21 protein-coding genes and 2 pseudogenes are annotated in these 21,906 nt (G+C 65.2%); 8 read left to right on the top strand and 15 right to left on the bottom strand.

Annotation, left to right across the window (positions count from 1 at the left end):
* Positions 1–37: 37 nt before the first annotated feature.
* From H8F24_RS10835 to H8F24_RS10850, 4 genes and pseudogenes are all read right to left on the bottom strand, one after another.
* A pseudogene (locus H8F24_RS10835) lies at positions 38–514 on the bottom strand (CO2 hydration protein); the annotation flags it as partial.
* On the bottom strand, positions 511–2,064 hold the full coding sequence (locus H8F24_RS10840) for an NADH-quinone oxidoreductase subunit M (protein WP_197153892.1): 1,554 nt from the start codon (positions 2,062–2,064) through the stop codon (positions 511–513). The gene H8F24_RS10840 and the pseudogene H8F24_RS10835, both read right to left, overlap by 4 nt.
* Positions 2,064–3,969 (bottom strand): annotated as a pseudogene (locus tag H8F24_RS10845) (NAD(P)H-quinone oxidoreductase subunit F). Before H8F24_RS10845 ends, H8F24_RS10840 begins: the two are co-directional and overlap by 1 nt.
* Before the next feature lie 681 nt (positions 3,970–4,650).
* Positions 4,651–5,358: a DedA family protein gene (locus H8F24_RS10850; RefSeq protein ID WP_231597750.1), complete on the bottom strand. Its 708-nt coding sequence runs from the start codon at positions 5,356–5,358 to the stop codon at positions 4,651–4,653.
* A gap of 72 nt (positions 5,359–5,430) precedes the next feature.
* On the opposite strand from H8F24_RS10850, the gene H8F24_RS10855 reads away from it, so the two are divergent.
* Genes H8F24_RS10855 through H8F24_RS10865 form a run of 3 tightly spaced genes read left to right on the top strand, consistent with a single transcriptional unit; the run spans position 5,431 to position 7,223 of the window.
* Entirely contained in the window at positions 5,431–6,393 is a 963-nt protein-coding gene (locus H8F24_RS10855) for a sensor histidine kinase KdpD (protein WP_197169674.1), read from the top strand.
* Positions 6,377–6,595 (top strand): sensor histidine kinase KdpD, encoded by a 219-nt coding sequence (locus tag H8F24_RS10860; protein ID WP_231597751.1) that lies wholly within the window; start codon positions 6,377–6,379, stop codon positions 6,593–6,595. Before H8F24_RS10855 ends, H8F24_RS10860 begins: the two co-directional genes overlap by 17 nt.
* Positions 6,576–7,223 carry a response regulator transcription factor gene (locus tag H8F24_RS10865; RefSeq protein WP_197153896.1) on the top strand — a complete coding sequence of 216 codons (648 nt, stop codon included), beginning with the start codon at positions 6,576–6,578 and terminating at the stop codon, positions 7,221–7,223. The genes H8F24_RS10860 and H8F24_RS10865 overlap by 20 nt, the downstream gene beginning before the upstream one ends.
* 40 nt (positions 7,224–7,263) lie before the next feature.
* Here H8F24_RS10865 and H8F24_RS10870 read toward each other — a convergent pair whose 3' ends face one another.
* From H8F24_RS10870 to H8F24_RS10890, 5 genes are all read right to left on the bottom strand, one after another.
* Positions 7,264–7,998: an amino acid ABC transporter ATP-binding protein gene (locus H8F24_RS10870; RefSeq protein ID WP_304623193.1), complete on the bottom strand. Its 735-nt coding sequence runs from the start codon at positions 7,996–7,998 to the stop codon at positions 7,264–7,266.
* 154 nt (positions 7,999–8,152) lie between these two features.
* Positions 8,153–9,409, bottom strand: coding sequence for an amino acid ABC transporter permease (locus tag H8F24_RS10875; RefSeq protein WP_197153897.1), 1,257 nt, complete (start codon positions 9,407–9,409; stop codon positions 8,153–8,155).
* On the bottom strand, positions 9,409–10,416 hold the full coding sequence (locus H8F24_RS10880) for an ABC transporter permease subunit (protein ID WP_197153898.1): 1,008 nt from the start codon (positions 10,414–10,416) through the stop codon (positions 9,409–9,411). Before H8F24_RS10880 ends, H8F24_RS10875 begins: the two co-directional genes overlap by 1 nt.
* Positions 10,416–11,540 carry an amino acid ABC transporter substrate-binding protein gene (locus H8F24_RS10885; RefSeq protein ID WP_197169677.1) on the bottom strand — a complete coding sequence of 375 codons (1,125 nt, stop codon included), beginning with the start codon at positions 11,538–11,540 and terminating at the stop codon, positions 10,416–10,418. Before H8F24_RS10885 ends, H8F24_RS10880 begins: the two co-directional genes overlap by 1 nt.
* A gap of 51 nt (positions 11,541–11,591) precedes the next feature.
* Positions 11,592–12,671, bottom strand: a complete 1,080-nt coding sequence (locus H8F24_RS10890) for a calcium/sodium antiporter (RefSeq protein ID WP_197159128.1) — start codon at positions 12,669–12,671, stop codon at positions 11,592–11,594.
* Between the two features lie 168 nt (positions 12,672–12,839).
* Between H8F24_RS10890 and H8F24_RS10895 the strand changes: the two genes are divergently transcribed.
* Genes H8F24_RS10895 through H8F24_RS10905 form a run of 3 tightly spaced genes read left to right on the top strand, consistent with a single transcriptional unit; the run spans position 12,840 to position 15,720 of the window.
* Positions 12,840–14,021: an iron-containing alcohol dehydrogenase family protein gene (locus H8F24_RS10895; protein WP_197153900.1), complete on the top strand. Its 1,182-nt coding sequence runs from the start codon at positions 12,840–12,842 to the stop codon at positions 14,019–14,021.
* On the top strand, positions 14,018–15,010 hold the full coding sequence (locus tag H8F24_RS10900; protein ID WP_370594613.1) for an alpha/beta fold hydrolase: 993 nt from the start codon (positions 14,018–14,020) through the stop codon (positions 15,008–15,010). Before H8F24_RS10895 ends, H8F24_RS10900 begins: the two co-directional genes overlap by 4 nt.
* Complete coding sequence (locus H8F24_RS10905) at positions 15,010–15,720, top strand: DUF2993 domain-containing protein (protein ID WP_197153901.1); 711 nt, start codon at positions 15,010–15,012, stop codon at positions 15,718–15,720. Before H8F24_RS10900 ends, H8F24_RS10905 begins: the two co-directional genes overlap by 1 nt.
* A gap of 67 nt (positions 15,721–15,787) precedes the next feature.
* Here the strand turns inward: H8F24_RS10905 and H8F24_RS10910 are convergent, their stop codons facing one another.
* From H8F24_RS10910 to H8F24_RS10925, 4 genes are all read right to left on the bottom strand, one after another.
* Positions 15,788–16,369: a hypothetical protein gene (locus H8F24_RS10910; protein ID WP_197153902.1), complete on the bottom strand. Its 582-nt coding sequence runs from the start codon at positions 16,367–16,369 to the stop codon at positions 15,788–15,790.
* A gap of 111 nt (positions 16,370–16,480) precedes the next feature.
* Positions 16,481–17,044 carry a diguanylate cyclase gene (locus tag H8F24_RS10915; protein ID WP_197169678.1) on the bottom strand — a complete coding sequence of 188 codons (564 nt, stop codon included), beginning with the start codon at positions 17,042–17,044 and terminating at the stop codon, positions 16,481–16,483.
* Entirely contained in the window at positions 16,932–17,474 is a 543-nt protein-coding gene (locus tag H8F24_RS10920) for a response regulator (RefSeq protein ID WP_197169679.1), read from the bottom strand. The genes H8F24_RS10915 and H8F24_RS10920 overlap by 113 nt, the downstream gene beginning before the upstream one ends.
* A 92-nt stretch (positions 17,475–17,566) precedes the next feature.
* A complete protein-coding gene (locus tag H8F24_RS10925) occupies positions 17,567–18,085 on the bottom strand; it encodes a DUF4334 domain-containing protein (RefSeq protein WP_197169680.1) in 519 nt (172 codons plus the stop codon).
* A 109-nt stretch (positions 18,086–18,194) separates the two neighbouring features.
* Here H8F24_RS10925 and H8F24_RS10930 point away from each other — a divergent pair, with 109 nt between their 5' ends.
* On the top strand, positions 18,195–19,085 hold the full coding sequence (locus H8F24_RS10930; RefSeq protein WP_197169681.1) for a GNAT family N-acetyltransferase: 891 nt from the start codon (positions 18,195–18,197) through the stop codon (positions 19,083–19,085).
* Positions 19,086–19,103: 18 nt separating this feature from the next.
* Here the strand turns inward: H8F24_RS10930 and H8F24_RS10935 are convergent, their stop codons facing one another.
* Together H8F24_RS10935 and H8F24_RS10940 are read right to left on the bottom strand one after the other, a co-directional pair.
* Positions 19,104–20,165 (bottom strand): transglycosylase SLT domain-containing protein, encoded by a 1,062-nt coding sequence (locus H8F24_RS10935; RefSeq protein ID WP_370594743.1) that lies wholly within the window; start codon positions 20,163–20,165, stop codon positions 19,104–19,106.
* A 210-nt stretch (positions 20,166–20,375) separates the two neighbouring features.
* On the bottom strand, positions 20,376–20,816 hold the full coding sequence (locus H8F24_RS10940; protein ID WP_197153906.1) for a 23S rRNA (pseudouridine(1915)-N(3))-methyltransferase RlmH: 441 nt from the start codon (positions 20,814–20,816) through the stop codon (positions 20,376–20,378).
* 441 nt (positions 20,817–21,257) lie between these two features.
* Between H8F24_RS10940 and H8F24_RS10945 the strand changes: the two genes are divergently transcribed.
* Complete coding sequence (locus tag H8F24_RS10945) at positions 21,258–21,902, top strand: alpha/beta hydrolase (protein ID WP_231597752.1); 645 nt, start codon at positions 21,258–21,260, stop codon at positions 21,900–21,902.
* Positions 21,903–21,906: the final 4 nt, after the last annotated feature.

The raw sequence follows: 21,906 nt of genomic DNA on the forward strand, positions 1-21,906 counted from the left end.
TGCCAAGAGCTACCAGGACAGACTTTTAGGCGACCCTGCCCATACCCTGGTGCCAGAGCATGGCCCGCATGCAGGCCTCGGCGAACTCCATATTCACCCGGTCGTGCCAGAGGTGATGGAGTAGCTTGGGCATGCGGAAGGTTTCGCCCTTCTCCATGAAGGCCAGCAGTTCCGGATGCGCCTTCTCTCCACCCCGCCAGATCCTCAGAGACGACTGATCACCCGCATAGGAATTGGGTCGATCCAGATACTCCTGTGAGATCAGGTATTTGAAGGCGGGCAGGGGCTGGAGGAACACCTGCTCAGCGATGTAGAGCAGATCGCGCCAGTAAAAATCCATCGGCACGGCATAGGCCTTGTAGATGCCGATGATCTGCATCAGGTTCTCCGGCGTGTCCGGCAGCATTGAGCTGCCGGCCTCAAGCCGGTGAATCACCTCCGCGTAGGGATGGTTGGAAGGGGGGATCAGGGGGGTGGTGGCCGGGGCGCCGGCCTGAACGGGAGACGTGCTCATGACGGCAGAACGACCGAGGGGGTAGCGGAGGGGGCGGCCGCTGAGACGAGGCCGGAGGGCACCATGGCCAGCGAGGCGGGGGCGATTGAGTTCGGGATGATCAGGGGGCGGACCGCCAGGGCGGCGGTATCGGCCTCGCTCCAGCCCACCAGGGCCGTAGGCCAGATCCCGACAGCGATCACCAGCAGGGTGAGCGCCAGGGCCGGGGCCCTTTCGCTCCAGCAGGTCGACTGCCAGTCGGCGCGCTCGTTATCCAGACGGCCGAAGCCCACCCGGTTGAACAGACGCACGGCATAGACGGCCGTGAAGCCTGAGGCCACCAGACACACCAGGGTGGCGCGGGGGAAGGCGGTCCAACTGCCTTCGAACACCAGCAGCTCGGCAGGGAAACTGGCCAGACCCGGAATGCCGGCGGCTGCCATCAGGGCAACCAGCAACATCCCCAGGGTGAACGGCAGGCCCCGCAGGGGATTGAGCAGACCGGAAAGTTCGGGTATGGAGGAGGTGCCGGTCTTGCGCTCGATCAGCCCCACACAGGCAAACAACAGAGCCAGAATCAGACCGTGCGCCAGGATCTGGGCCACGGCTCCCTGCAGGCTGAGGGGCGTTGCCGCCGCCAGGGCCAGGACCAGCAGACCCATATGGCCAAGCGAGCTGTAGGCCATCAGGCGGCGCATGTCGCTCTGGGCGATGGCGTTGAGGGCGCCATACACGGCACTGATGGCGCCCGCAGCGGCGATCCAGGGCGACCAGCTCACCCAGAGATCGGGCAGATCACCCACCGCGAAACGGAGTAGCCCGTAGGCGCCCAGCTTCGAAACCGCACCGCCCACCACCATCACAACCGGAGTGGGGGCCTGGCTGTAGGTGAGCGGCTGCCAGCCGTGCAGCGGCACCACCGGCAGTTTCAGGCCGAAACCGAGCAGCAGCAGGGCCAGGATCCAGCGCTGGGCGGTGGGGGAGAGATCAGCGTTGCTGAGGTCGTCGTAGCCGAAGCTGAAACCGTTGGCGTTGAACCAGCCGAAGGCGAGCACGCCCGCCAGGAGGGCGAGGCCGGAAACGGCGCCATAGAGGAGGAAACGGATCGCAGCGCCGGCGCGCCGCTCACCTCCCCAGATCGCCACCAGCAGCGTGGTGGGGATCAGCACCAGCTCGAAGGCGAGCACGAACAGCAGGGCGTTGCGGGCCAGGAAGGCGCCCATGACCCCCAGGTTGGTGGCCAGCAACAACGGAAAGAACAGCCGGGGCCGCAGCTGATCAGCCGGTGCCGAGAGGATGGCGGCCGTGGAGAGCAGGCTGGTGAGCAGGATCAGCGGCAACGACAGACCATCCAGCCCGAGATCGAGCTGAAGACCCAGCTGGGGCACCCAGTCTTGATGGAGATCAGCAGGGGGCAGGCGCCAGCACAGCAGACCCACCAGCAGCTGGGCGGCCGTGGCCGCAGCCGCAAGGCTGCGCACCCGTACGGGCTGCCCCTCGGGAAGCAGCGGCAGCAGCAGGCCGGCGGCCAGGGGGAAAGCCAGCAGCAGCAGGAGAACGGAGGGTGCCATCAGCGGAGAGAAACGAAGGGCACGAGGGGCTGGCTGGCCAGCAACCAGGCGGACATCAACAGAACCCCCAGCAGCAGCGACAGGGCATAGGCCTGGGACCGGCCGGAGGTGGTGAGACTGAGGCGCCGGGCGCCTTCGAGGGTGGCTTCACCGGTACCCTCGCTGAACCCATCCACCAGACGCTGATCCGACCAGGCGCTGAGGCGGGCCAGGGTCAGCACCAGCCCCACCACGGTGCGGTGATAGAAGCGCTCGGTCTGCATGTCGTGGGCGAGCCAGTCCTGCAGGCCCCCAAGGGCTGCCGGCAGATGGGCCAGGGGATGGGGCCGCAGATAGAAGAGGGCCGAGAGTCCACCCCCCAGCAGGGTGGAGAGCAGCAAGGGAACCGCCAACGGACCCCAGCCAGGCAGGGGCGTGAGGGCAAAGATGCCGTTCCGCACCAGCAACTGGGGCATGTGCAGCACCAGACCGGTGAGGAACAGCGTGGGCAGCACCATCAACCAGAGCCCTTCCGGAGAGCGGACTGTGAAGGGGGTGGTGCGGCCTCCCCAGATCTGGCCGAAGACCCTGATCAGCCCCGCGCTGATCAATGCATTGGTGAGTAGCACCAGGCCGCTGAGCAGCAGGGGATGGGTACTGGCGGCCGTGAGGGCCAACAATTCCCGCAGCGCGGCAAAGCCGCCGAACGGAGGCAGACCGATCAGGCCGAAGGCACCAACGAGGAAAGCGATGCCCATCAGGGGCCTGCGGCTCCACAGCCCACCCAGCTGGGTGAGGTCCTGGGTGACGTTGCTGATCACGATGGTGCCGATCGACATCAGCATCAGGGCCATCGGCAGGGGATAGACCAGCAGAAGATGGTCGGCAACAGTGATGCCACTCAGTCCCACAGCCACAAACAGCAAACCCAGCCAACTGCTCACCAGGAACGACAGGGCGCGCTTCACATCCACCTGGGCCAGGGCGATCAGGGAGGCCACCAAAGCGGTGGTTCCCCCGACGACCACCAGCACGGCCTGGACGAGCGGGCTGAGTTCGATCAGTGGTTCCAGGCGCAGCAACACCCAGGCACCACCGACCACGACCACCGAATTGCGCAGCACGGTGGAGGGAATCGGACTCTCCATCGCCTCATCCAGCCAGAGATGGAGCGGGATCTGAGCACACTTTCCCATCGGGCCTGCAATCAGGGCCAGAAGGATCAGGGTGAAGGCCGCCGGCAAGCCATCACCAGAGGCGGCCTGGGCCGCCGCCCAGGCCTGGAGGCCATGGAAATTCCAGGTGCCGGTCATCGGTAGCAGCGCGATCACCCCGGCCAGCAGGATCAGGTCCCCCACCCGCTTGGTGAGGAAGGCATCGCGGGCTCCCTTCACCACCAGAGATTGGTTGTACCAGGTACCAACAATCAGATAGGTACCGAGGGTGAGCAATTCAAGGATCACATAGCTGAAGAACAGCGAATCGGTGAGAACAAGCCCGCAGAGGCCGGCCTCGAAGAAACTCAGACAACCGAAAAAGCGGGGCCAGCCCCAGTCCATTTCCAGATAGGCAATCGTGTAGATCTGCACGAGAACATGCAGGCCTGTGATCACCGTCATCGCAATCAGCGACGGTTCGCTGATGATCCCATCAAAGCCGATACGCAGTCCGGCGGTCGACAGCCAGGTCCAGCTGATCGTCAGAGGTCGATAGAGGGCGGCGGCGCCAGCCGCGGCATTGGAATGCAGGGCGATCAGGGCGAGCACGCTGTGGACGAACGACACGCTCACCATCAACAGGTTGAGGTAACCGCACGGCCTTGGCCCGGTTCGGGCGATCCCGCCCGAACCGGGCCAGCGAGGCCAGGGCGGCGAGAAGGGGGTAGAGAGGAATGAGCCAGGCCGTCTGAGCCAGGAAGACGCTCATCGCAGGGGAGTAGGGGGAAGGAAAAGCAAGGCAGCCATGGACATCCAGAAGTGGTCAGACATTGGCCAAGGCCCTGGCCACTCTGGAAGCCGCCTGGAGTGATCGGGTGGATGACACATTCAAGCCTGAATGAGGTGCCATGCGGGAGTTATCGACAACACTTCACCCCAGCAAGGTGATCGGGGCCAGGCGAGGAAAAAGGGAGACAGCTTGTTCAGGCCTTTGGCATCGGTTGGACAACGGCAATGATTGGCCGCTGATACTAAAGGGGTGCCGCTTGATCATGGGTGGATTGGCAGCGAGAAAATCCTATGTCTGCATCAAGGATTCGTGATCAGAAGATTTGTGATCAGGTGTCCTGATCACCGCCTGCGCTGAGCGGTGGGACGATAGGGGTTGGTTCCGCGCTCCACCCTTGCCTTGCCCTTCCTGCGGTTGTCGTGTGGCGGCCCGCTCCAGACAGGGGGTGGGTGGTGGCCGGGACAGCCTGATCTGTGCCGATTGCGGTCGGCCGCTTGAAGGGATGGGGGAGAGACCGCCCCGGGGTTTGCGGTGGAACGATGGCCTCATGGCGGCATTCGCGGTTGTGGTGGTCGTGGTATCGATCACCTTGATCACCACGCTCGAACGCCTGGATCCCGCGGGGATGGGACAGCCCACCACCGAGGAACCCGCGTTCCGCTAATCGAGGCCTCGACCACGGCGATCCCGCCAGGTTCTCAGCAGCACCAAAGCCACCCGGGCCACCACGACGAGCACGGCCAGCACCAGCACAACCTGGATCACGTGGGCGAAGGGGTCGATCCGGGCCGCGGCCTGCTCGTAGTGCTCGCCCAGGGTCATGCCGGCCAGGCTGAGAAAGAGGATCCAGATCAGACTGCCGGCCCCGCTCCAGAGCAGGAAGGGCAGCTGAGGCATCAGCTCCAGACCGGCTGGAACCGATACCAGAGTGCGCACCCCCGGCAGGATCCGGCCCCAGAACACCACCGCATGGCCGTGGCGCTGAAACCAGCGGCGACTGCGGGCCAGATCGTTCGGATGGAGGCCGATCCAGCGCCCATGGCGAGCCAGCAGGCGTGCCAGCCGCTCTTCACTGATCAGGCGACCGACCCCGTACCAGAGCCAGGCGCCGAGCAGGGTGCCGCTCAGGCCGGCCACCACCACCGGCAGCAGCGCCAGCTTCCCCTGGGCTACGAGAAAACCGGCGAGCGGCATGATCAGTTCGGACGGAATCGGTGGAACGACGTTCTCAAAGAACATCAGCATGCCGATCACCAGATAGCCCCAGAGCTGGTTGGCCTCCACCGCTGCGCTGATCAGATCCGGGAGCGTTTCGATCAGAGCCTGCACGGCGTGTTCCCGGGGAGGAGCCTTGGGTTCGGGAGCCAATGCCCCGTGCCTGGAGTTTGGCGCCCCAGCGCTGAGGAGCGATCCCAGAATTCAGCTCTTCACAACCTCCGCATGACCGCAGACTCCCGCCCTCCCACGTCCCTGGAGGCGCGATCATCGGCCCGGAGGCCTGGGGCAGGTGGTGTGCGGGTTCTGCAGTCCCGCGGCTTCATCATCTTTCTCACCCTGCTGATTCAGCTGGCCGACTGGCTTTCTTCGACGCAGGTGGTAGTGGGTTATCTCTTTGTCGTTCCCCTTCTGCTGGGAGCGGAGCGTCGCGGACGGGCCGAAGCGATGCGCTATTTCCTGCTCTGTTGCCTGCTGACGCTGATCCCTCTGAAGCTGGGGCTGCACACCGCAGCCTGGCCGGCGTCCCTGGCCTGGCGGCCGCTGGCCTCCCGCCTTCTGGCCTGCCTGGCACTGGGGGTTACCACGGAATTATGTCTCCGTAATCGACGCCTGCACACCCGCCAGCTGGCCATGGAGGTGCGTCTGGCCCAGGCCGATCTTCGGCACGATCTGATCGACACCCTGGCCCACGATCTCAAGACCCCGGTGCTCGGAACTCTGGCCACCGCCCGACTGATGCGCCAGGAGCTTGATCCTGATGGGCTGAACGACCTGCAGCTGCGCGGCCTTGTCGCGATCCTGAGCAGCCAGGAGCGCTGCCTTCGGCTGATCGAGGACCTGCTGCAGATCTTCCGCGCCGATATCGACGGCCTGCCTCTCCATCGAGAGCCCCTGAACGTGATCGGCCTGGCACAGGACGCCATCGAAGCCGTACGCCCCCTGGCAGAGGAACGGTCGATTGTGCTGGAGCTGCGCCTCCCGGCTGGGCAGGACACCCTGACCTGGCTGTGCGATGCCGCCATGGTGCGTCGGTTAATGGAAAACCTTCTTCTCAATGCGATCGGCCACTCCCTCCGCCGCGATGTGATTGCCCTGGTTCTCGTCGCTGTGGACAGTGAACTTACGCCTTCAGGTGCTGGATCGTGGTCCCGGGTTTCCTGCAGAGTCCTTGGCCCAACTATTTGATCGTTTCTACCGCGCTGATCCCGATCGACGCGGCAGTGGCCTGGGGCTCTACCTGTGCCGCCAGATCGTGGAGGCTCACCATGGCCGGATCACCGCCACCAATCGCCCCGAAGGTGGAGCCCTGTTCGAGGTCGTTCTGCCGGCAGAGGTGCCATCGTGGCGTGAGGTTGACACCAAGTCTCTTGAAGCTCCTGCTGATTGAAGACGACCAGGCCTACAGCCTCGGGATCGAGACATTCCTGCATCGCCAGGCCTTTGTGGAGGACGTGCGCACCACGGCCGATGGAGAACGGGCTCTGGAGCTGCTGGCCGAAGCGCCCGTGGATGTGGTGATCCTGGATATCGGCCTTCCGGGCCTGGGTGGCATGGAGGTCTGTCGGCGGATCGTGTCAGGTTTCGGGCTGCCGGTGCTGATTCTCACCAGCCAGGACGATGTCAGCTGGGTGGGGCGGCTGTGGGAGATGGGGGCTTCGGGCTATCTCCATAAGGCCGTGGCCCTGGACCATCTGGAGGTGGCCCTACGCAGCCTCAGCCAAGGCGCAAGCTGGTGGGATACCACCGCCACAAGCGCCCTGCGCGAACGCAATCAGGGTCTGCAGCAGCTGAAAGCCAACGTCACAGCCTTGCCGCCGCTCACCCGCCGGGAGGGGGATGTGCTCGTCTGCCTCGCTGATGGCCTCACCAACAATGAGATCGCTGCCCATCTGGGGATCACATCTGGAACGGTGCGCATCTATCTGCAGACGATCTTTCAGAAGCTTGGGGTGACAAACCGCACCCAGGCTGTGCTCCGCTATCTCGGTCGCTCTGAGGAGGGCGTCAGGGTCTGAACCCAGCGCTGCAAAGGTTCAAGGCTCCATGATCCCCGGCTCAGAGGATCTGGTCGAGGAAGCGGCGCGAGCGCTCATGGCTGGGGGCTGTGAAGAAGTCTTCAGGCTCGGCTTCCTCCACCACCCTCCCTTCCGCCATCAGCACCACCCGACTGGCCACCTGCCGGGCGAAGCGCACCTCGTGGGTCACCACCACCATGGTCATCCCTTCGCTGGCAAGGTTCTGCATCACATCCAGCACCTCCCGCACCATCTCGGGATCAAGGGAACTGGTGGGTTCATCGAACAGCATGATCCGCGGTTCCATGCAGAGGGAGCGGGCGATTGCCACCCGTTGCTGCTGGCCGCCCGAAAGTTGACCGGGATACTTCTGGGCCTGTTCGGCGATACCGACCCGCTCCAGGAGTTGCAGGGCCTGACGACGCACCTGTTCGCGGGAACGACGGCGCACCAGCACCGGCGCCAGCATCAGATTGTCGAGCACCGTGAGATGGGGAAAGAGATTGAATTGCTGAAACACCATGCCCACCTCACGCCGGACCGTATCGATCTGCTGCAGATCGTCCGTGAGGGCGATGCCATCCACCTCGATCGTGCCCTTCTGGAAGGTTTCCAGGGCGTTGAAGGTGCGCAGAAAGGTGCTCTTGCCCGACCCCGATGGCCCCATGATCACCACCACCTCCCCCCGCCGCACTGAGAGATCAACGCCGCGCAGGGCGTGAAAGCCATTCGGGTACCACTTCTGCACTCCCCTGGCCTCGATCATCAGGGGCATGGACCGGCCGTCGCCCTGAGGATTCGGGGTGTCCAGAGATTGCGGCAGCGGTGGAGTCATCGGAAAGGCACCGAAGCGGTGAAGGATGGGGGGAGAGCCGAGAGGCTGATCTGGGCTGCTGGCTCAGGGTGCATCAGCGAATGCTGGAAATGCGTCAGCGGGAGCTGCCGGTGATGTGGGGATCCAGGCGACGTTCCAAGGCCCGGCTGCCCAGGCCCAGAGCTGCGCAGCAGATCCAGAACAGCACCGCCAGCGTGAGATAGACCTCACCGTTGCGGCCCAGGAAGGCGGGGTTGGCCATCACCGTGCGGGCGATGCCGAGCAGTTCCATCAGGCCGATCAGCGAAAGCAGTGTGGTGTCCTGCAACAGAGAGATGAACTGCCCAACCATTGCCGGCAGGGCCACCCGCAGGGCCTGCGGCAGCACAACCCGCTGCATCGCCAGCCAGTAGGAGAGCCCCAGGCTGCGGGCCGCCTCAAGCTGTCCGCCAGGCACCGCTGCCAGACCGGCCCGCACAGCTTCCGCCAGGTAGGCCGCGGCAAAGAGGGTGAGCACCCAGGCGGCCCGCCAGACCCGATCGGCAGTGAGCCCCCCGGGGAGCAGGAATCCGAGGATGTTCTGGCCCAGGAACAGCAGGGTGATCAGTGGCGCCCCGCGGATGAACTCGATGTAGAGCACCGATCCCCAGCGCAACAGCGGCAGCTCGCTGCGGCGCCCCAGGGCCAGGAGCACCCCCAGGGGGAAACAGAGCAGGATCGCCAGGCTGGCTTCCACCAGGGTGAGCAGCAGGCCACCCCAGGCGGTGGGATGCACATCGATCAGGCCGATGCCGCCGTTGATCAGGCCAAGCCCCACCAGATAGAGCACGGGCCAGAGCAAGGGCACCAGGCGCAGCACCGGTGGAGGCAGTCGCCGTCCCCAGCGGCCCGCCAGCCAACGCAGGGCCAGCAACAGGGCTGCCAGGCCCCACCAACGGCCGGCGATCGACGCCGACAGCTCCAGGAACCAGGGTGTCCAAAGGGCCAGGAAGGTCAGCAAGGCTGCGGCAATGCGGTCGTTACGGGGCCAGAGCTCGCCCCTTCGATCGGCGCGGGGGTAGGCGCGCAGCAGCCCCCAGCTGAGGCCGGCGGCGGCCGAGAACAGGGTCGTGATCAGCCAGAGCCGCCACTGCTCGGCCTCCGGGTAGCGCCCCACGGCGAACAGGGTGCTGTTCAGCCGGATCACCGCCCACTCGGCCTGGCTGAAGGCCCAACGCAGGAAGCCCGCCCCTGCCAGCAGCAGCAGGGTGATCAGGCCGATGCTGAGGGCTCCGTCGGCGGGGCTGGAAAACAGCTCGCGCCGCAGCCACAGCAATGCGGAGCGGGACGGATTGGCGGCGGAGCGCGCCGGATGGGCGGGGGAGTGAGTCATCAGCGCTCCTTGATCTGAACGAGGTGATTGAGCCCGTTCATCAGCGCCGAAATCAGCAGATCCAGGATCAGATACGCCCCCATCAGCAGCACCACCACCTCCACGGCACGACCCGTCTGGTTGAGGGTCGTTTCGGCCACGGAATAGAGATCGGCGTAGCCCACGGCCACCGCCAGCGACGAATTCTTGGCCAGGGAGATGTACTGGGTGTTGAGGCCGGGAATGATCACCCGCAGCGCCTGGGGCAGCACGATGCGGCGCAGGGTGGTGAACCAGCGCAGCCCCAGGGAGGCCGCCGCCTCCCACTGACCCCTGGGCACGGCGGCGATGCCACCGCGCACCACCTCGGCAATGAAGGCCCCCGAATAGATCACCAGACCCGTGATCAGGGCGGAGAACTCCACCGACAGCCGCAGGGGGGCCTGCCAGACGCCATTGACCAGCTGGGGCCCGGCCCAGCGCAGACCCTCAGCGAAACCGGCCACATAGAGCCCCGACTTGGCCAGCACCACACCCGGAATCTGCAGGGCAGCCGTGCCGTTCGGCAGGGTCAGGAACACCACGAAATACCAGAACACCAGCTGCAGCAGCAGCGGGATGTTGCGCACCACTTCCACGTAGGTCCGCACCAGGGCCCGCAAGAGGCCGTTACTGCTGAAGGCCGCCATCCCCGCCGCTGTCCCCAGCAGGGTGGCCCCCACCAGGCCGGTGAGCACGGCGCGCAGGGTGTTCACCAGCCCTGCCAGCAGGCCCCGCCAGTAGGGCATGGCCGCATCAAAGGGCAGCAGCGATTCGGCAATGTCAAAGCTGGCGGGCTGCCCGAGCCAGCGCCAGCTCAGCAGCATCCCCGCCGCCGTGAGGTTGCGGATCAGATTGCCCAGCAGAAAGGCGATCAGCAGCAACACCAGCAGGGCGACCAAGATCTGGATCACCCAGGGCAACACCCGGCGGTTGCGCCACCAGGCGATCGTCACCGGCTGGCGCGGTGGGGGCTCGGCCGCCGGCATCAGCGGAAGGGGGGCGAGTAGATCAGGCCGCCATCCTTCCACTGGCGATTGAGGCCGCGATCCAGCTTCAGCCTGGAGCCAGGACCGACATTGCGATCAAAGATCTCGCCGTAGTTGCCGCTCGCCTTGATCGACTTCACCACGAAATCAGCCGGCAGACCCAGCTGGCGGCCGAAATCCCCTTCCACACCCAGGAAGCGGCGCAGGTCCGCCAGGTTCGCACTGGCCTTGGCCTCGGCGAGCTTGGCGTCCACGTTGGCCTGGGTGATCCCCAGTTCCTCCGCCTGCATCAGGCCGTAGACCGTCCAGCGCACGGCATCGGCCCAGACCGGATCGCCATTGGTGGTGGCGGGGGTGAGGGGCTCCTTGCTCAGCACCTCCGGCAGCAGGGTATGGGCGCTGGGATCGGGGAAGCTGGTGCGCTTGCCCGCCAGCTGCGAGCGATCGGAGGTCACCGCCACGCAGCGCTTACCCAGATAGGCGGCGTAGGTCTGGTCACTGGTCTGGAACTTGAGCGGCGTGTAGGGCACCTTCAGCTCGCGCATCCGGTCGGCCAGGTTGAGCTCGGTGGTGGTGCCGCTCTCCACGCAGATCGGCTTGCCAGCCAGATCTTTGAGACTGTTGATGCCACTGCCCGTCGGCGCCATCACCCCCTGGCCGTCATAGAAGGTGGTGGGGCCGAAGCTGAGCCCATTGCCACCAGCCGAGTCGCGACTCAGGGTCATGGTGGTGTTGCGCGACAGCAGATCCACCTCACCGCTTGCCAGGGCCGCAAAGCGTTCGGTGGAATTGAGATCGCGGTATTCCACCTTGGAGGGATCACCCAGCAGGGAGGCTGCCACCGCCTTGCAGACGTCCACATCGAGGCCGCTGTAGGCACCGCTGGACTCGACGAAGCTGAAGCCGGGCAGCTTGCCCTCGACCCCGCAGATCAGCCGCCCGCGCGCCTTGATCTGAGACATCTTCGGGCTTTCCAGACCGGTGGCGCCCTCCGGAGCGCAGGCCGTGAGCAGAGGAAGGCCCGCCAGCAGGGCCGTCACGGCCAGACCCAGGCGCCTAGAGCCCAGGCCGGGAGCCTTCCCAAACAGGGGTCGGACCGCCTTGGCAACGGTGATGGAGCGCATCAGGGGCCGGAAACTCTCCGGATCTTCTCACGCATTCCCCCTACAGCAGGTTCAGCCGCTGCGTTGCTCTCGCCAGCGCAGCATCTGCCAGACGAGAAAGACCAGCACCAACGGCAGCACGGCTGCCACCACCACGAAGCGGAACGGATCCGCCATGGCGGGGGCGCTGTTGCTGAGGATCTGTTCAGTGAGGTAGAGGCCGTAGAGCAGCACAAGGATGCCGCCCTCCAGCCGCGTGATCACCCCCTGGGTCCAGAAGATCGGCAGGCAGGCCAGGGTGGTGAGCACCATGATCGGCAGATCGCGGCTGATCATCACCGGATCCACCCCCAGGCCGCGGCCGCCGGACACCGTGGCGCAGATCCCGAGGATCAGGAACTGGTTGAGCAGGTTGCTGCCCACCACATTGCCGATGGCCAGATCGGTCTTGCCGCGGTAAGCCGCCACCACCGAGGTGACCAGCTCCGGCATCGAGGTGCCCGCCGACACGATCGTCAGGCCGATCACGGTATTGCTCACCCCGAGGCCCACAGCGGCGGCGGTGGCTCCATCCACCAGCAGCTTGGATCCCCCCACCAGCAGCAGCAGTCCCGCAGCGAGCCGGGCGATGGCCACAGGTGTGGAGCTGGCCTCGTTCTCCTCCATCCCATCGGCCGACTCCTCCGGGTGTTCGCTGGCCGTGCGACTTTCCCAGACCAGATTGATCACGGTGCCCACCAGCAGGGCGACGCCGGCCTGCCAGGTGAGGCGACCGCCGGAGGCCATCCCCCACACGGCCATCGACACCCCCAGCAGCAGAGGCACATCGCGGCGCACCAGCCGACTCTGGACGCGCAGTGGCATCACCAGGGCACTGCAGCCGAGCACCACCAGCACGTTGAAGATGTTGCTGCCCACCACGTTGCTCACGGCCAGGGCATCACCGCCGGCACCTCCCTGCAGGGTCGAGAGCAAACTCACGAACAGCTCCGGGGCGCTGGTGCCGAGCGACACCACGGTGAGGCCAATCACCAGCTGGGGAATGCCCAGGAGCAGGGCCACTGCCACCGAACCAGCCACAAACAATTCACCGCCGCCGAAGAGCAGAAGGATGCCGCCGACGATCTGCAGGGAACTGATCAGGAAGGGCATAGCAGCCGCGGCCATGGGGCCATGCAGTGCGGCGATTCTGAAGGGCGTCGCTCCTCGATTCCATCAGCAGCTCTCATGCACCCAGAGCCGCTTCTAGATTATGGATTGTGCAAAGTCTTCGGCCGGGCAGTCCCGACCACGAGGACAACCCTCAAGATCCAGCAGCCGATGGAGCAGTCGATCGAACCCGTGGCCCAGGCAGAACCCGAGGGGGGCAGGCCCTGCTCCATTGCCCACGTCATCGCACCGGCAAGGGTTCTGCGCGGTCCAGGGGCGTGGCTGGACTCCCTCGACGCTGTGGCGACCCTGACGCGCCGGCCCCTGCTGCTGGGCCGCAGCAACGCCACCCAGTCCCTACGCGCCTCCCTGCTGGTGGATCTTCAGGGTCATGGTTGTGCCCCCACCTCTGCGGAGCTGCAGCACGACTGCTGCGAAGAGGATCTCGAAACGATTGCGCTCCAGGCCCAGGCCGCCCGCTGTGACGGCGTCATCGCCGCTGGAGGCGGCAAGGTTCTCGACGCCGGCAAGTTGCTGGCCGATCGTCTCGGTCTGAGCTGCGTCACCGTTCCCACCAGCGCCGCCACCTGCGCGGGCTGGACAGCCCTGGCCAATCTCTACTCCCCCACTGGAGCCTTCCAGGGTGACGTAGCGCTGCAGCGTTGCCCCGATCTGCTGGTGTTCGACCATCGGCTGGTGCGGCAGGCGCCGCTGCGTACCCTCGCCAGCGGCATCGCCGATGCGGTGGCCAAGTGGTACGAGGCTTCGGTGAGCAGCGGTGCCAGCCAGGACGGTGTGACCCAGCAGGCCGTGCAGATGGCGCGGGTACTGCGTGATCAGCTGCTGCTGGAGGGTGTGGAGGCCCTGGCCCAGCCGGGCGGTGCCGCCTGGGACCGTGTCGCCGAGGCCTGCGGCCTCACCGCTGGCCTGATCGGTGGCATCGGCGGTGCCCGCTGCCGGACAGTGGTGGCCCATGCCGTTCACAACGGACTCACCCAGCTCCGGGCCAGCCACGGCGCCCTCCATGGCGAGAAGGTTGGGTTCGGGATTCTGGTGCAGCTGCGGCTTGAGGAGGTGGTGGGCGGCAGCCAGCTCGCCGCCCAGGCGCGCCGCCAGTTGCTGCCGTTCTTCCGCGCCCTCGGCCTGCCGGTGACCCTGGAGGATCTGGGCCTGGCCGGAGCCAGCCTGGTCGATCTGCAGTCGGTCTGCGCCTTCGCCTGCCAGGAGGGTTCGGATCTGCACCATCTGCCCTTCCCCGTTGGCGAGGAGGAACTCCTCGCAGCCTTGGTGAGCACCACGGTGTGCCGGGCGCTGGCAACAGATCGGCTGTCAGCTGAGCGGCCGTCAATGTGACCCAGCTGCTGAAGCCAGCGGCTGGTGCCGTCGGGGGGGAAGCGCTGCTGCAGCAGGCGGCGCTCAACCTTCTGGATCCCGAGGGGCGTTCCCTGGCCTCTTCAGTGCAGTGGTGGTCGCTGCCTGGTCTGGGGGATGACGGCATGGCCTGGCCCGTGGCGGTGCTGGGGCAGGGGCCGCCCCTGCTTGCTCTCCACGGCTTCGACAGCTCCTTTCTGGAGTTCCGGCGATTGGCGCCGTTGCTGGCCAGGCGGCACCGTCTCTATATCCCCGATCTGTTCGGCTTCGGTTTCAGCCCCCGCCCATCCAAGGGGGATTATTCCCCCCGCGGTGTGCTTCTCCATCTTGAGGCGCTGCTGGAGCGCATCGCTTCATCCAGTGCAGCAGGTTCTGATGCGTCGATCAGCCTGATCGGGGCCTCCATGGGTGGATCGGTGGCGGTGGAGCTGGCGCGGCGCCACCCGGCTCGGATCGATCGCCTGCTGCTTCTGGCTCCAGCCGGGCTGACGGGAAGACCGATGCCCCTGCCGCCCCTGCTCGATGGCCTGGGGGTGCGCTTTCTTTCCCTCCCAGAGGTGCGCCGTGGGCTCTGCCGCAGTGCATTCGCCCAGCCGGACCGAGATGTGGGAGAACCGGAGCTGGAAATCGCCTCCCTGCATCTGCGCACTCCTGGCTGGGCAGAGTCGCTGCGTCGCTTCGCGCGCTCCGGCGGCTTCGCCGGCTGCGGCCAACCCCTGCCGCATCAGCCCATCCGGGTGCTCTGGGGCGCCGACGACCGCATCCTGAGGTCACCGCAGAAACGGGCTGCCCTGGCTCTTCTTGGCGATCGGATTGTGGAGCTGGAGGCCTGTGGCCATCTTCCCCACATCGATCAACCCCTGCAGGTGGCGGACACCTGGTGGTCCATGGTCGAGACCCCATCGCTGCGCAGGGATCCAGAGCAGCCCATGCAATCCAGTTCAGAAAAGCAGCCCGTGGGTGACCCTTGATGAGCAGCACGTCTCCCCTGCCCGAATCCCCCCAGGATCCCCCTACTCCTGCTCCCCCTTCCGCAGGGGCGGCCAACGCTCCAACCGAGAAGGAGTCCGGTCCTGTCATGCAACTGATCGCCACCGGTCTGCAGCTCTGGATCCGGCAGCAGTGCGAGTCGATCGAGAGCCTCGATCTTCAACTGGAGGGCTCGGCCCTGCAGCTGCTGCGCGGCCGCCTCAGCGGTGTGCGGCTGATGGCGCGGCGGGTGCGCTACCAGGATCTCGAAATCGAACTGGTGGAGCTTCGTGCCGACCCGATCCGGGTGGCCGTCGGCAATGTGCTGAAGGGGCAATCAGTCCAGCTGGAGGATCCGTTCGGAATTCGTGGCCAGGTGGCCTTCACCGCTGAAGGGCTCTCCCGTTCCCTCAGCCGGCCCCAGTGGCGCTCCCTCGGCGACTGGCTTAGCGAGCAGCTGCTCGGCCTGGTGCCGCTGGTGCGGCTGCGGATCCAGCAGGACCGGCTGGTGCTGGCCGCCCAGGCGGTGGGTCAGTCCGGGCTGCTCGAGCTGGAGACTGACCTGCAGGCTGTAGGGGGCACCGTGGAGATCCGTGCCGTGGACAGTGGCATCCGGGCACGCCTGCCGATGGACCCCAACATCACGATCGAGCGCGCCAACCTCGAGGGGGGCATGGTGCAGCTCCACGGCCGGGCGCAGGTCTCACCCTGAGCGGTTCCACACGACTGGCCCATCCACGCACCGACAACCGGCAGGCTGATGCCTAACCCACGCTGGCTCAACCCGGCGGATGAAACTGCTGCATCAACAGGCCTCGCTGATATTCCAGAGACAGGCCCTCGAGATGGGAACGGGCCTGCTCGTGCAGGCGTGGATCCACCTGATCAAGCACATTGCCCGGTGGCACCTTCATGCGCAGCACCAATCCCAGCGCATCAAACAGTCGGACCTGGTCGCTCTGCCAGCCCTGGTAGTCAGCGGCAAGGGCCATCAGAGCATCCGCTGAGGCAGCCCCATCGTCGACTTCAGCCCGCATGGCCTGCACCTGAGCCAAGCGCGCCGATGTGACCAGCGCATGGGCTGCGGCGAGGGCGGCCAGGGCATCGCTCACTTCCCTTTTGAGTACGGTCATTTCCCTGTTGAGAACGGCGTTCTCCACCGAAAGCGGTTCCCGCAGGGCAGGGCATTGGGCGGCGGCAGGCGAGATGGCCTTGGTCAGGGAGCCCACTGGCAACGACGCCGGACCCGTCGGGGGTGGAGGCGGATCGAGGGCTTCTCCCCAGGCGAGCAGCACCCGGCCAAGGCGGCGGCGTAGTCCACGCAGCGGACCGGGAATGGGGTTCCGGATGGCGGAGGGCATCTGACGTCTTTGGCGATGGAGCTTCTGGATGGTTCCAATCTGACCGGTTTCGCCGAAGGATGACCAGGGCGGGGAACCCCCAAGCCCCGAACCGATCAGCCAGCTCTGAACTCATGGCTGAGTGTCGATCGCTGGGAGGCTCTCGGCCTTGGCATCGGCTGTGGCTTCTGAGTTGGAACCACCGGCCCTGGAGCAGACACGATTACGGCCCTGCCGCTTGGCCCGGTACAGGCAATCGTCAGCCTGGAGGATCAGGTCTCGAATTCGGCTGCCGCCGGAGGGCACCAGACTGGCCACGCCAAGGCTCACGGTCACATGGGGGGCCGTGGGGGACGCCGCATGGGGCAGATGTTGCTCCTCCACGCTATGGCGAACCCGTTCCGCCAGTGCGCAAGCGGGCGCAAGTGCGGTTTCCGGCAGCACGATGGCAAATTCCTCGCCGCCATAACGGGCAATCAGATCGCTGGAGCGATTCACCGCCGAGGCCATGGACCGAGCGATCGCGATCAGACAATCGTCTCCGGCCCCGTGGCCGTAATGGTCGTTGTAGTTTTTAAAGTGATCAACATCCAGCAGGATCAGCCGCCAGGGGCAAGGATTGACGTTGGCAGCTGTTCCATTCGTGCTCCCCAAGTCTGTCGAAGGCTCGTCGATTCGCCAGGCCAGTGAGGGCATCGTGGAAGGCATAGCGTGATAGGAGGTTGGCCTGCTGCTTCAGTCGAAGCTGGGTGCGTACCCGAGCTTTCACTACGGTATGATTAAAGGGTTTCGTAATGTAATCCACAGCGCCAAGATGCAGGCCGCGGGCCTCCTCTTCCGGATTGTTCATCGCCGTGATGAAGATCACTGGAATGTCCTGGGTGGCCTGATTGCTCTTCAGCCGGCGGCATACCTCAAAGCCGTCCATATCCGGCAGACGGACATCCAGAAGGATCAGATCGGGTGGATTCATCCGGACAGCCTCCAACGCCTCAGCGCTGCCTCCAGCCGTGCTGATGATGCCTTCGTCCTGGAGCACCGTTGTCAGAAGCTGACGATTGAACCGCTCATCGTCGACGATCAGAATCCGCGGTGGCAGCTGCGGACTGTTTAGCGGGTCGCACATCACATCAGATGCCTACAGGTCGGATCGGTCTCTAGGGCCTGGGTTGCTGCGGATACCGGGACGGACAGACGTCGCGTTCGAGTAAAAACACATTAGGGCTGAGCCACACCCTTTTCGTCCATGATCCCAAGGATGCGGTCGTTGTCGATGCGGCGGAAGCAGTCAATGATTGGGAGGGAGTCGTAGACCATGGCGGCACTCACCTGCCCACGGCACTCCACCATCCGCAGCCGTGCACAGCTGTGCTGAGTGGCCAGCAGGGCTGTGGTCATCTGCAGGGCCGGCCTCCAGAATGGTGCCTTGAGAAAGGGCATCCGGCGAAGGCTGCGCATCGCCAAAGGGTTGGGCACTACCCGCACGATGCCACCGCGAGCGCCCCGGAACAGCAGCGGATGCACCGTTTCCGCATCCACGAACTCCTTGCCATACCAACCGGAGGCCTCGAGCCAGCCGTCCATCGGATGACCCGTGCGAATCTCGGCTCCGCGCCAGAGGCCGATCAGGGCGGCAGCGTCGACCGGCGCCAGAGAATCGAACCAGTTCAGAGCGTCTTCCGTGCTGGCCTGGCGGCTCTCGAGAATCGCGCTTGGCGCGCTGGCGGTTGCGGTCACAACGGTGTTCAGAGGTTGGGGGAGTCGATGTTCAGGCGCTGGGCCGGAAGAACGTCAAGGAAATGACAGAGATGCAGCATGGCCGTCCGGTCAAGAGGAGGGTAGGTGGATGAAGCAGCGATTGGATATCCGCCCTTTGCGGCCGGTCGACATCGCCCATGTGACGGCCTGGGCTCGCGCCGAAGGCTTTGCACCTGGTCAGGGAGATGTGGCGATCTACCGCCACACCGACCGGCAGGGATTGTGGCTGGGTTGGCTGGGAGAAGAGCCGATCGGCTGCATCGCGGGGGTGCGCTACAACTGCGCCTACGGATTCATCGGTCTGTTCCTGGTCCGACCAGCCTGGCGTGGCCAGGGCTATGGACTGCAGCTCTGGCGCCATGCCATGCACCATCTGGCCGACGTGCCCTGCATCGGCCTGGAGGCCGCCACCGATCGCATTGCTGATTACGCCGGCTGGGGGTTCCATGCCGCCTCTCCGACCAGTCGCTGGAGCCTCCTGTCGGCAGGACAACCGAAACCTTCCGCACGGTGGCGGCAAGGGACTGGGGCGGCGCTTGCGCTGGTGGGCGCTGACGCTGTTCACGACGCAGCCGTGGTGGCCTACGACGCGCGCCACGCCCCCAGCCCCCGCCCTCACTTCCTGCGCGACTGGCTGCACCATCCAGCCGGAACAGTGCGGGCCCTCATCGATGGGCAGGGCTGCTGCCATGGCTTCGGGCGGATCAGGCCCTGCCTGTTGCCCACCTCAGAAGGCTGGCGCGTGGGTCCGTTGATCGCGGACACGCCCGCACTGGCAGAGGGGTTGCTCCGTGGCTTGCTCCTGGAACACCCGGGGCAGGTGCTGATCGATGCCCCCCAGGTCAATGCCGCTGCAGCGCAGTTGTTGGCGGGACTCGGTTTCGACAGGGTGGGACAGACCCTGCGCATGTATCGCGGACCACGTCCGCAGCTCCCGCTTGAGGAAGTCTTCGGGCTGGCCTGCCTGGAGCTCGGCTGATCGGCTCGGCAGGATGGATCACGGTTGTCCGCAACACGGCTGCCTCGCTGCTGGGGGAACTCCCTGCCCATGGGTTTGACTGCCCAAGGGCGGGGCACTGGCTGGCATCTGGCGCAGATAGGCGGCCACCGGCAGCCGTTGGGTCTGGTTGTAGCCCACGGGAAGCCACAGATCTCCAAGCGCGGAATTGAAGTGGATCTCCCAGTGATACAGACCGGTGAAGGCGCGCGGATCGTCGCGCAGCAGGGCGGCGTAGTGGAGAACGGCGCGCCCGTAGTTGTCGCTGTTGTTGTACCCCCAAAGCCCCCGACGAATGTCCTTGAGGCCACCGCGGCGCACCAGATAGCGGGCCGCCGCTCCGATGGCATCGTGGGGATTGCGGATGTCACCCTTGCCGATCCCGGGTTCGGCCCAGGTGGTGGGCAGGAACTGCATCGGGCCCCGCGCGTCGGCCACGGAGATCCCATCGATCCGGCCCATTCCCGTTTCCACCAGGTTCACAGCCGCCAGCACCTCCCACTCAATGCCCGTGGCGGCTTCCGCCTCGCGGTAGTAGCGCAAGAGCGCCTCCGCCGGCTCCGGAGCAATGATCCGCCAGGCCGGCAAGGTGGCCGAGCCGCGGCCCCCGCTGTGCATGGCCAGAAACTCGCGCCGCGCCGCCAGGTGGTGATCGAACACACCTCGCCAATCGGCGCTGAGTCGATTCCGCACCGCCTCGGCCCGTTGCGGCTGGTGAGACAGGGTGCGGTAGATGACCTGTTGTTGATGGCCCAGTGCCGGGAGATCAGAGGCATCGGTGTGGTCCGAACGAAGGGCCACCTCCACTGCCATCAACAGGTCGGCCAGCGCCTGGGGGGTCTCCGGAACCAGGGGGTAGTGGCGGCCATCCGCCGCCCGGGGCAGGGCAGGATCGATCGGCAGTGCAACAGCCGGGGGGGCATCCTCTGTTGTCACGTCCGTCATTGGTTCGGGAACCATGGCCGCCAGGTGGTGAGGAAACCGTCGCTGGAGCTGAACACCACCGAGCAACGCCAGTCCGCCCAGCAACAGAAACAGGAACCGACGCAGAGGCTGCCGCATGGAGGATGGGGCGATTGCACCATGGCGACCCTATCGGCAGCAGCACCCCCACCCCCACGTCCTTGATGGCCGGAATGTCGTCCACTCTTCTTCGACTCCCTCTGGGTCGGCCAGGCCTGAGGGTGATGGGACGGGCGGGGATCGACCCCCAGGCTTTCGCAGTGGATGACTTCCGGCTGTCGTGAAGGTCAACGTCCAGAAGCTTGGACGCTAGGCCTTGTGATATGGACTGCCCTGGAGAATGCTCTGGGCACGATAAATCTGCTCGATCAGAATAAGTCGTGCCAGCTCGTGGGGAAACGTCATCGGCGAGAGGCTGAGAATCCTGTGCGCCCTTGCCTTCAGGTCAGCATCCAGTCCAAAGGCTCCGCCGATCACGAAAGCGATCCGGCCCGAGGCCATGGCATCGAGACCATGGGCCCAGGCGATGGAATCCAGCGCGCTGCCCTCTTCACTGAGAGCCACCATGATTTCCTCCGGTTGCAGGATCGCGAGGATCTGATCCCGCTCACGGGCGGGGATCGAATCCTTCACTTCATGGATCACCAATCCGGGCAGCCGTTTGCGATAGGTCTCTAATCCTTCGCGAATCCAGGGCTTACGGATCTTGCCCACGGCGATCACCCGCAATCGGGAGGGGTTGAGCACCATGGCGCCAAGGGATAGATCATCAACCTAGACGTTACTGCCAGCCAGCGATTTCGCGGACGCGGACGTTCTCTGAACACAGCCGTGCCTTGAGAGGAAGTCACATGTTGGCAACGATAAACATGCCCACTGATACAGACGAAGCAGGCCGCTGTGCCGGAGACCACAGCATCAGTATGGCAACATCGAGAGAGCAGAAGAGTCAGATGCCAGCCAGATTTGTTCCGATGATCAAAAGGGCGAATCAATCAGGCTCCGTGAAGAGCATTGAATCCTCTGAGTCAATGCCCATATTCAACAACGATTCAGATCGTTGACCGACCCGTTCGCGACGGCCCAGATCTCGGGCTTGCCAAGTCACAAGAATCGCTGCGGCGCTCCAGGGACGGGGTTGCCCTTGGCTAATTTTGTGCAAAGGTAGACCAGCGCTCTTGACTCTCCTCTGTGATCGGCTCGCGATTCTGGATTGCAACTCTACTCGTCGTTGCCAGTTACTTTCCTGCAAGTCCGGCCCTTTCTGGCGTGCCTGTTCGCCTGAGTACTGGCTCTGGGGTATGGAGCAGTGACCGCGAAGACTTTGAGACTTTTCTCAAGGATGGCCGGACTTCGGATCGCGGCATTGCCTCCCTTGTGCGCAAGTCTGGATGGACGGCGGACGAGGTTCGTGCCGGTTTCCTTCGTCTCTATTCGGTCGATGTCGCAGGCCTTGCCCGGTTCCTCAACTCCGAGCCCGGTGTGATCTTTCTCAAGAATCAGACTCGTAGCTACATCCCTTACGCCAGCCTGAGCGAACATCGCGTTGAAGCCCTGCGTTCCGCGATTCTCGCTGATGCCGCTGATGGCGAGATCTCTGCCGCTGGAATCCTGGCCACTCTCCCCACGGACTTCCGGCTCGCCCGGCTTGGTGGTTACGACGGTGTTCAGAATGTCTGCGCCGAGTTGCGGTGCGAGGGGAGTGAGCAGTGCACCTCTCTGCTCTCTTGGTATATGTTCCTGCCGGCGTGTCTTGAGGCCAATGCCATGGCGACGGCAGTCGATGAAATTGACTTCAGCCCACTGGAACCCAACCGCAACCGTCGCCCTCGCTGACTGC

Origin of the sequence: Synechococcus sp. CBW1002 (assembly GCF_015840915.1) — a bacterium.
GTDB lineage: Bacteria > Cyanobacteriota > Cyanobacteriia > PCC-6307 > Cyanobiaceae > CBW1002.

What these genes read in the sequence shown, in the direction of transcription:
- H8F24_RS10920 (WP_197169679.1), bottom strand. Translation starts at nt 17,474, where the DNA reads ATGTGCGACCCGCTAAACAGTCCGCAGCTGCCACCGCGGATTCTGATC.
- H8F24_RS10915 (WP_197169678.1), bottom strand. Translation starts at nt 17,044, where the DNA reads ATGCCCTCACTGGCCTGGCGAATCGACGAGCCTTCGACAGACTTGGGG.
- H8F24_RS10840 (WP_197153892.1), bottom strand. Translation starts at nt 2,064, where the DNA reads ATGGCACCCTCCGTTCTCCTGCTGCTGCTGGCTTTCCCCCTGGCCGCC.
- H8F24_RS10895 (WP_197153900.1), top strand. Translation starts at nt 12,840, where the DNA reads ATGGAGCAGTCGATCGAACCCGTGGCCCAGGCAGAACCCGAGGGGGGC.
- H8F24_RS10935 (WP_370594743.1), bottom strand. Translation starts at nt 20,165, where the DNA reads ATGCGGCAGCCTCTGCGTCGGTTCCTGTTTCTGTTGCTGGGCGGACTG.
- H8F24_RS10855 (WP_197169674.1), top strand. Translation starts at nt 5,431, where the DNA reads ATGACCGCAGACTCCCGCCCTCCCACGTCCCTGGAGGCGCGATCATCG.
- H8F24_RS10885 (WP_197169677.1), bottom strand. Translation starts at nt 11,540, where the DNA reads ATGCGCTCCATCACCGTTGCCAAGGCGGTCCGACCCCTGTTTGGGAAG.
- H8F24_RS10875 (WP_197153897.1), bottom strand. Translation starts at nt 9,409, where the DNA reads ATGACTCACTCCCCCGCCCATCCGGCGCGCTCCGCCGCCAATCCGTCC.
- H8F24_RS10930 (WP_197169681.1), top strand. Translation starts at nt 18,195, where the DNA reads ATGAAGCAGCGATTGGATATCCGCCCTTTGCGGCCGGTCGACATCGCC.
- H8F24_RS10880 (WP_197153898.1), bottom strand. Translation starts at nt 10,416, where the DNA reads ATGCCGGCGGCCGAGCCCCCACCGCGCCAGCCGGTGACGATCGCCTGG.
- H8F24_RS10905 (WP_197153901.1), top strand. Translation starts at nt 15,010, where the DNA reads ATGAGCAGCACGTCTCCCCTGCCCGAATCCCCCCAGGATCCCCCTACT.
- H8F24_RS10870 (WP_304623193.1), bottom strand. Translation starts at nt 7,998, where the DNA reads ATGCCCCTGATGATCGAGGCCAGGGGAGTGCAGAAGTGGTACCCGAAT.
- H8F24_RS10940 (WP_197153906.1), bottom strand. Translation starts at nt 20,816, where the DNA reads ATGGTGCTCAACCCCTCCCGATTGCGGGTGATCGCCGTGGGCAAGATC.
- H8F24_RS10910 (WP_197153902.1), bottom strand. Translation starts at nt 16,369, where the DNA reads ATGCCCTCCGCCATCCGGAACCCCATTCCCGGTCCGCTGCGTGGACTA.
- H8F24_RS10890 (WP_197159128.1), bottom strand. Translation starts at nt 12,671, where the DNA reads ATGCCCTTCCTGATCAGTTCCCTGCAGATCGTCGGCGGCATCCTTCTG.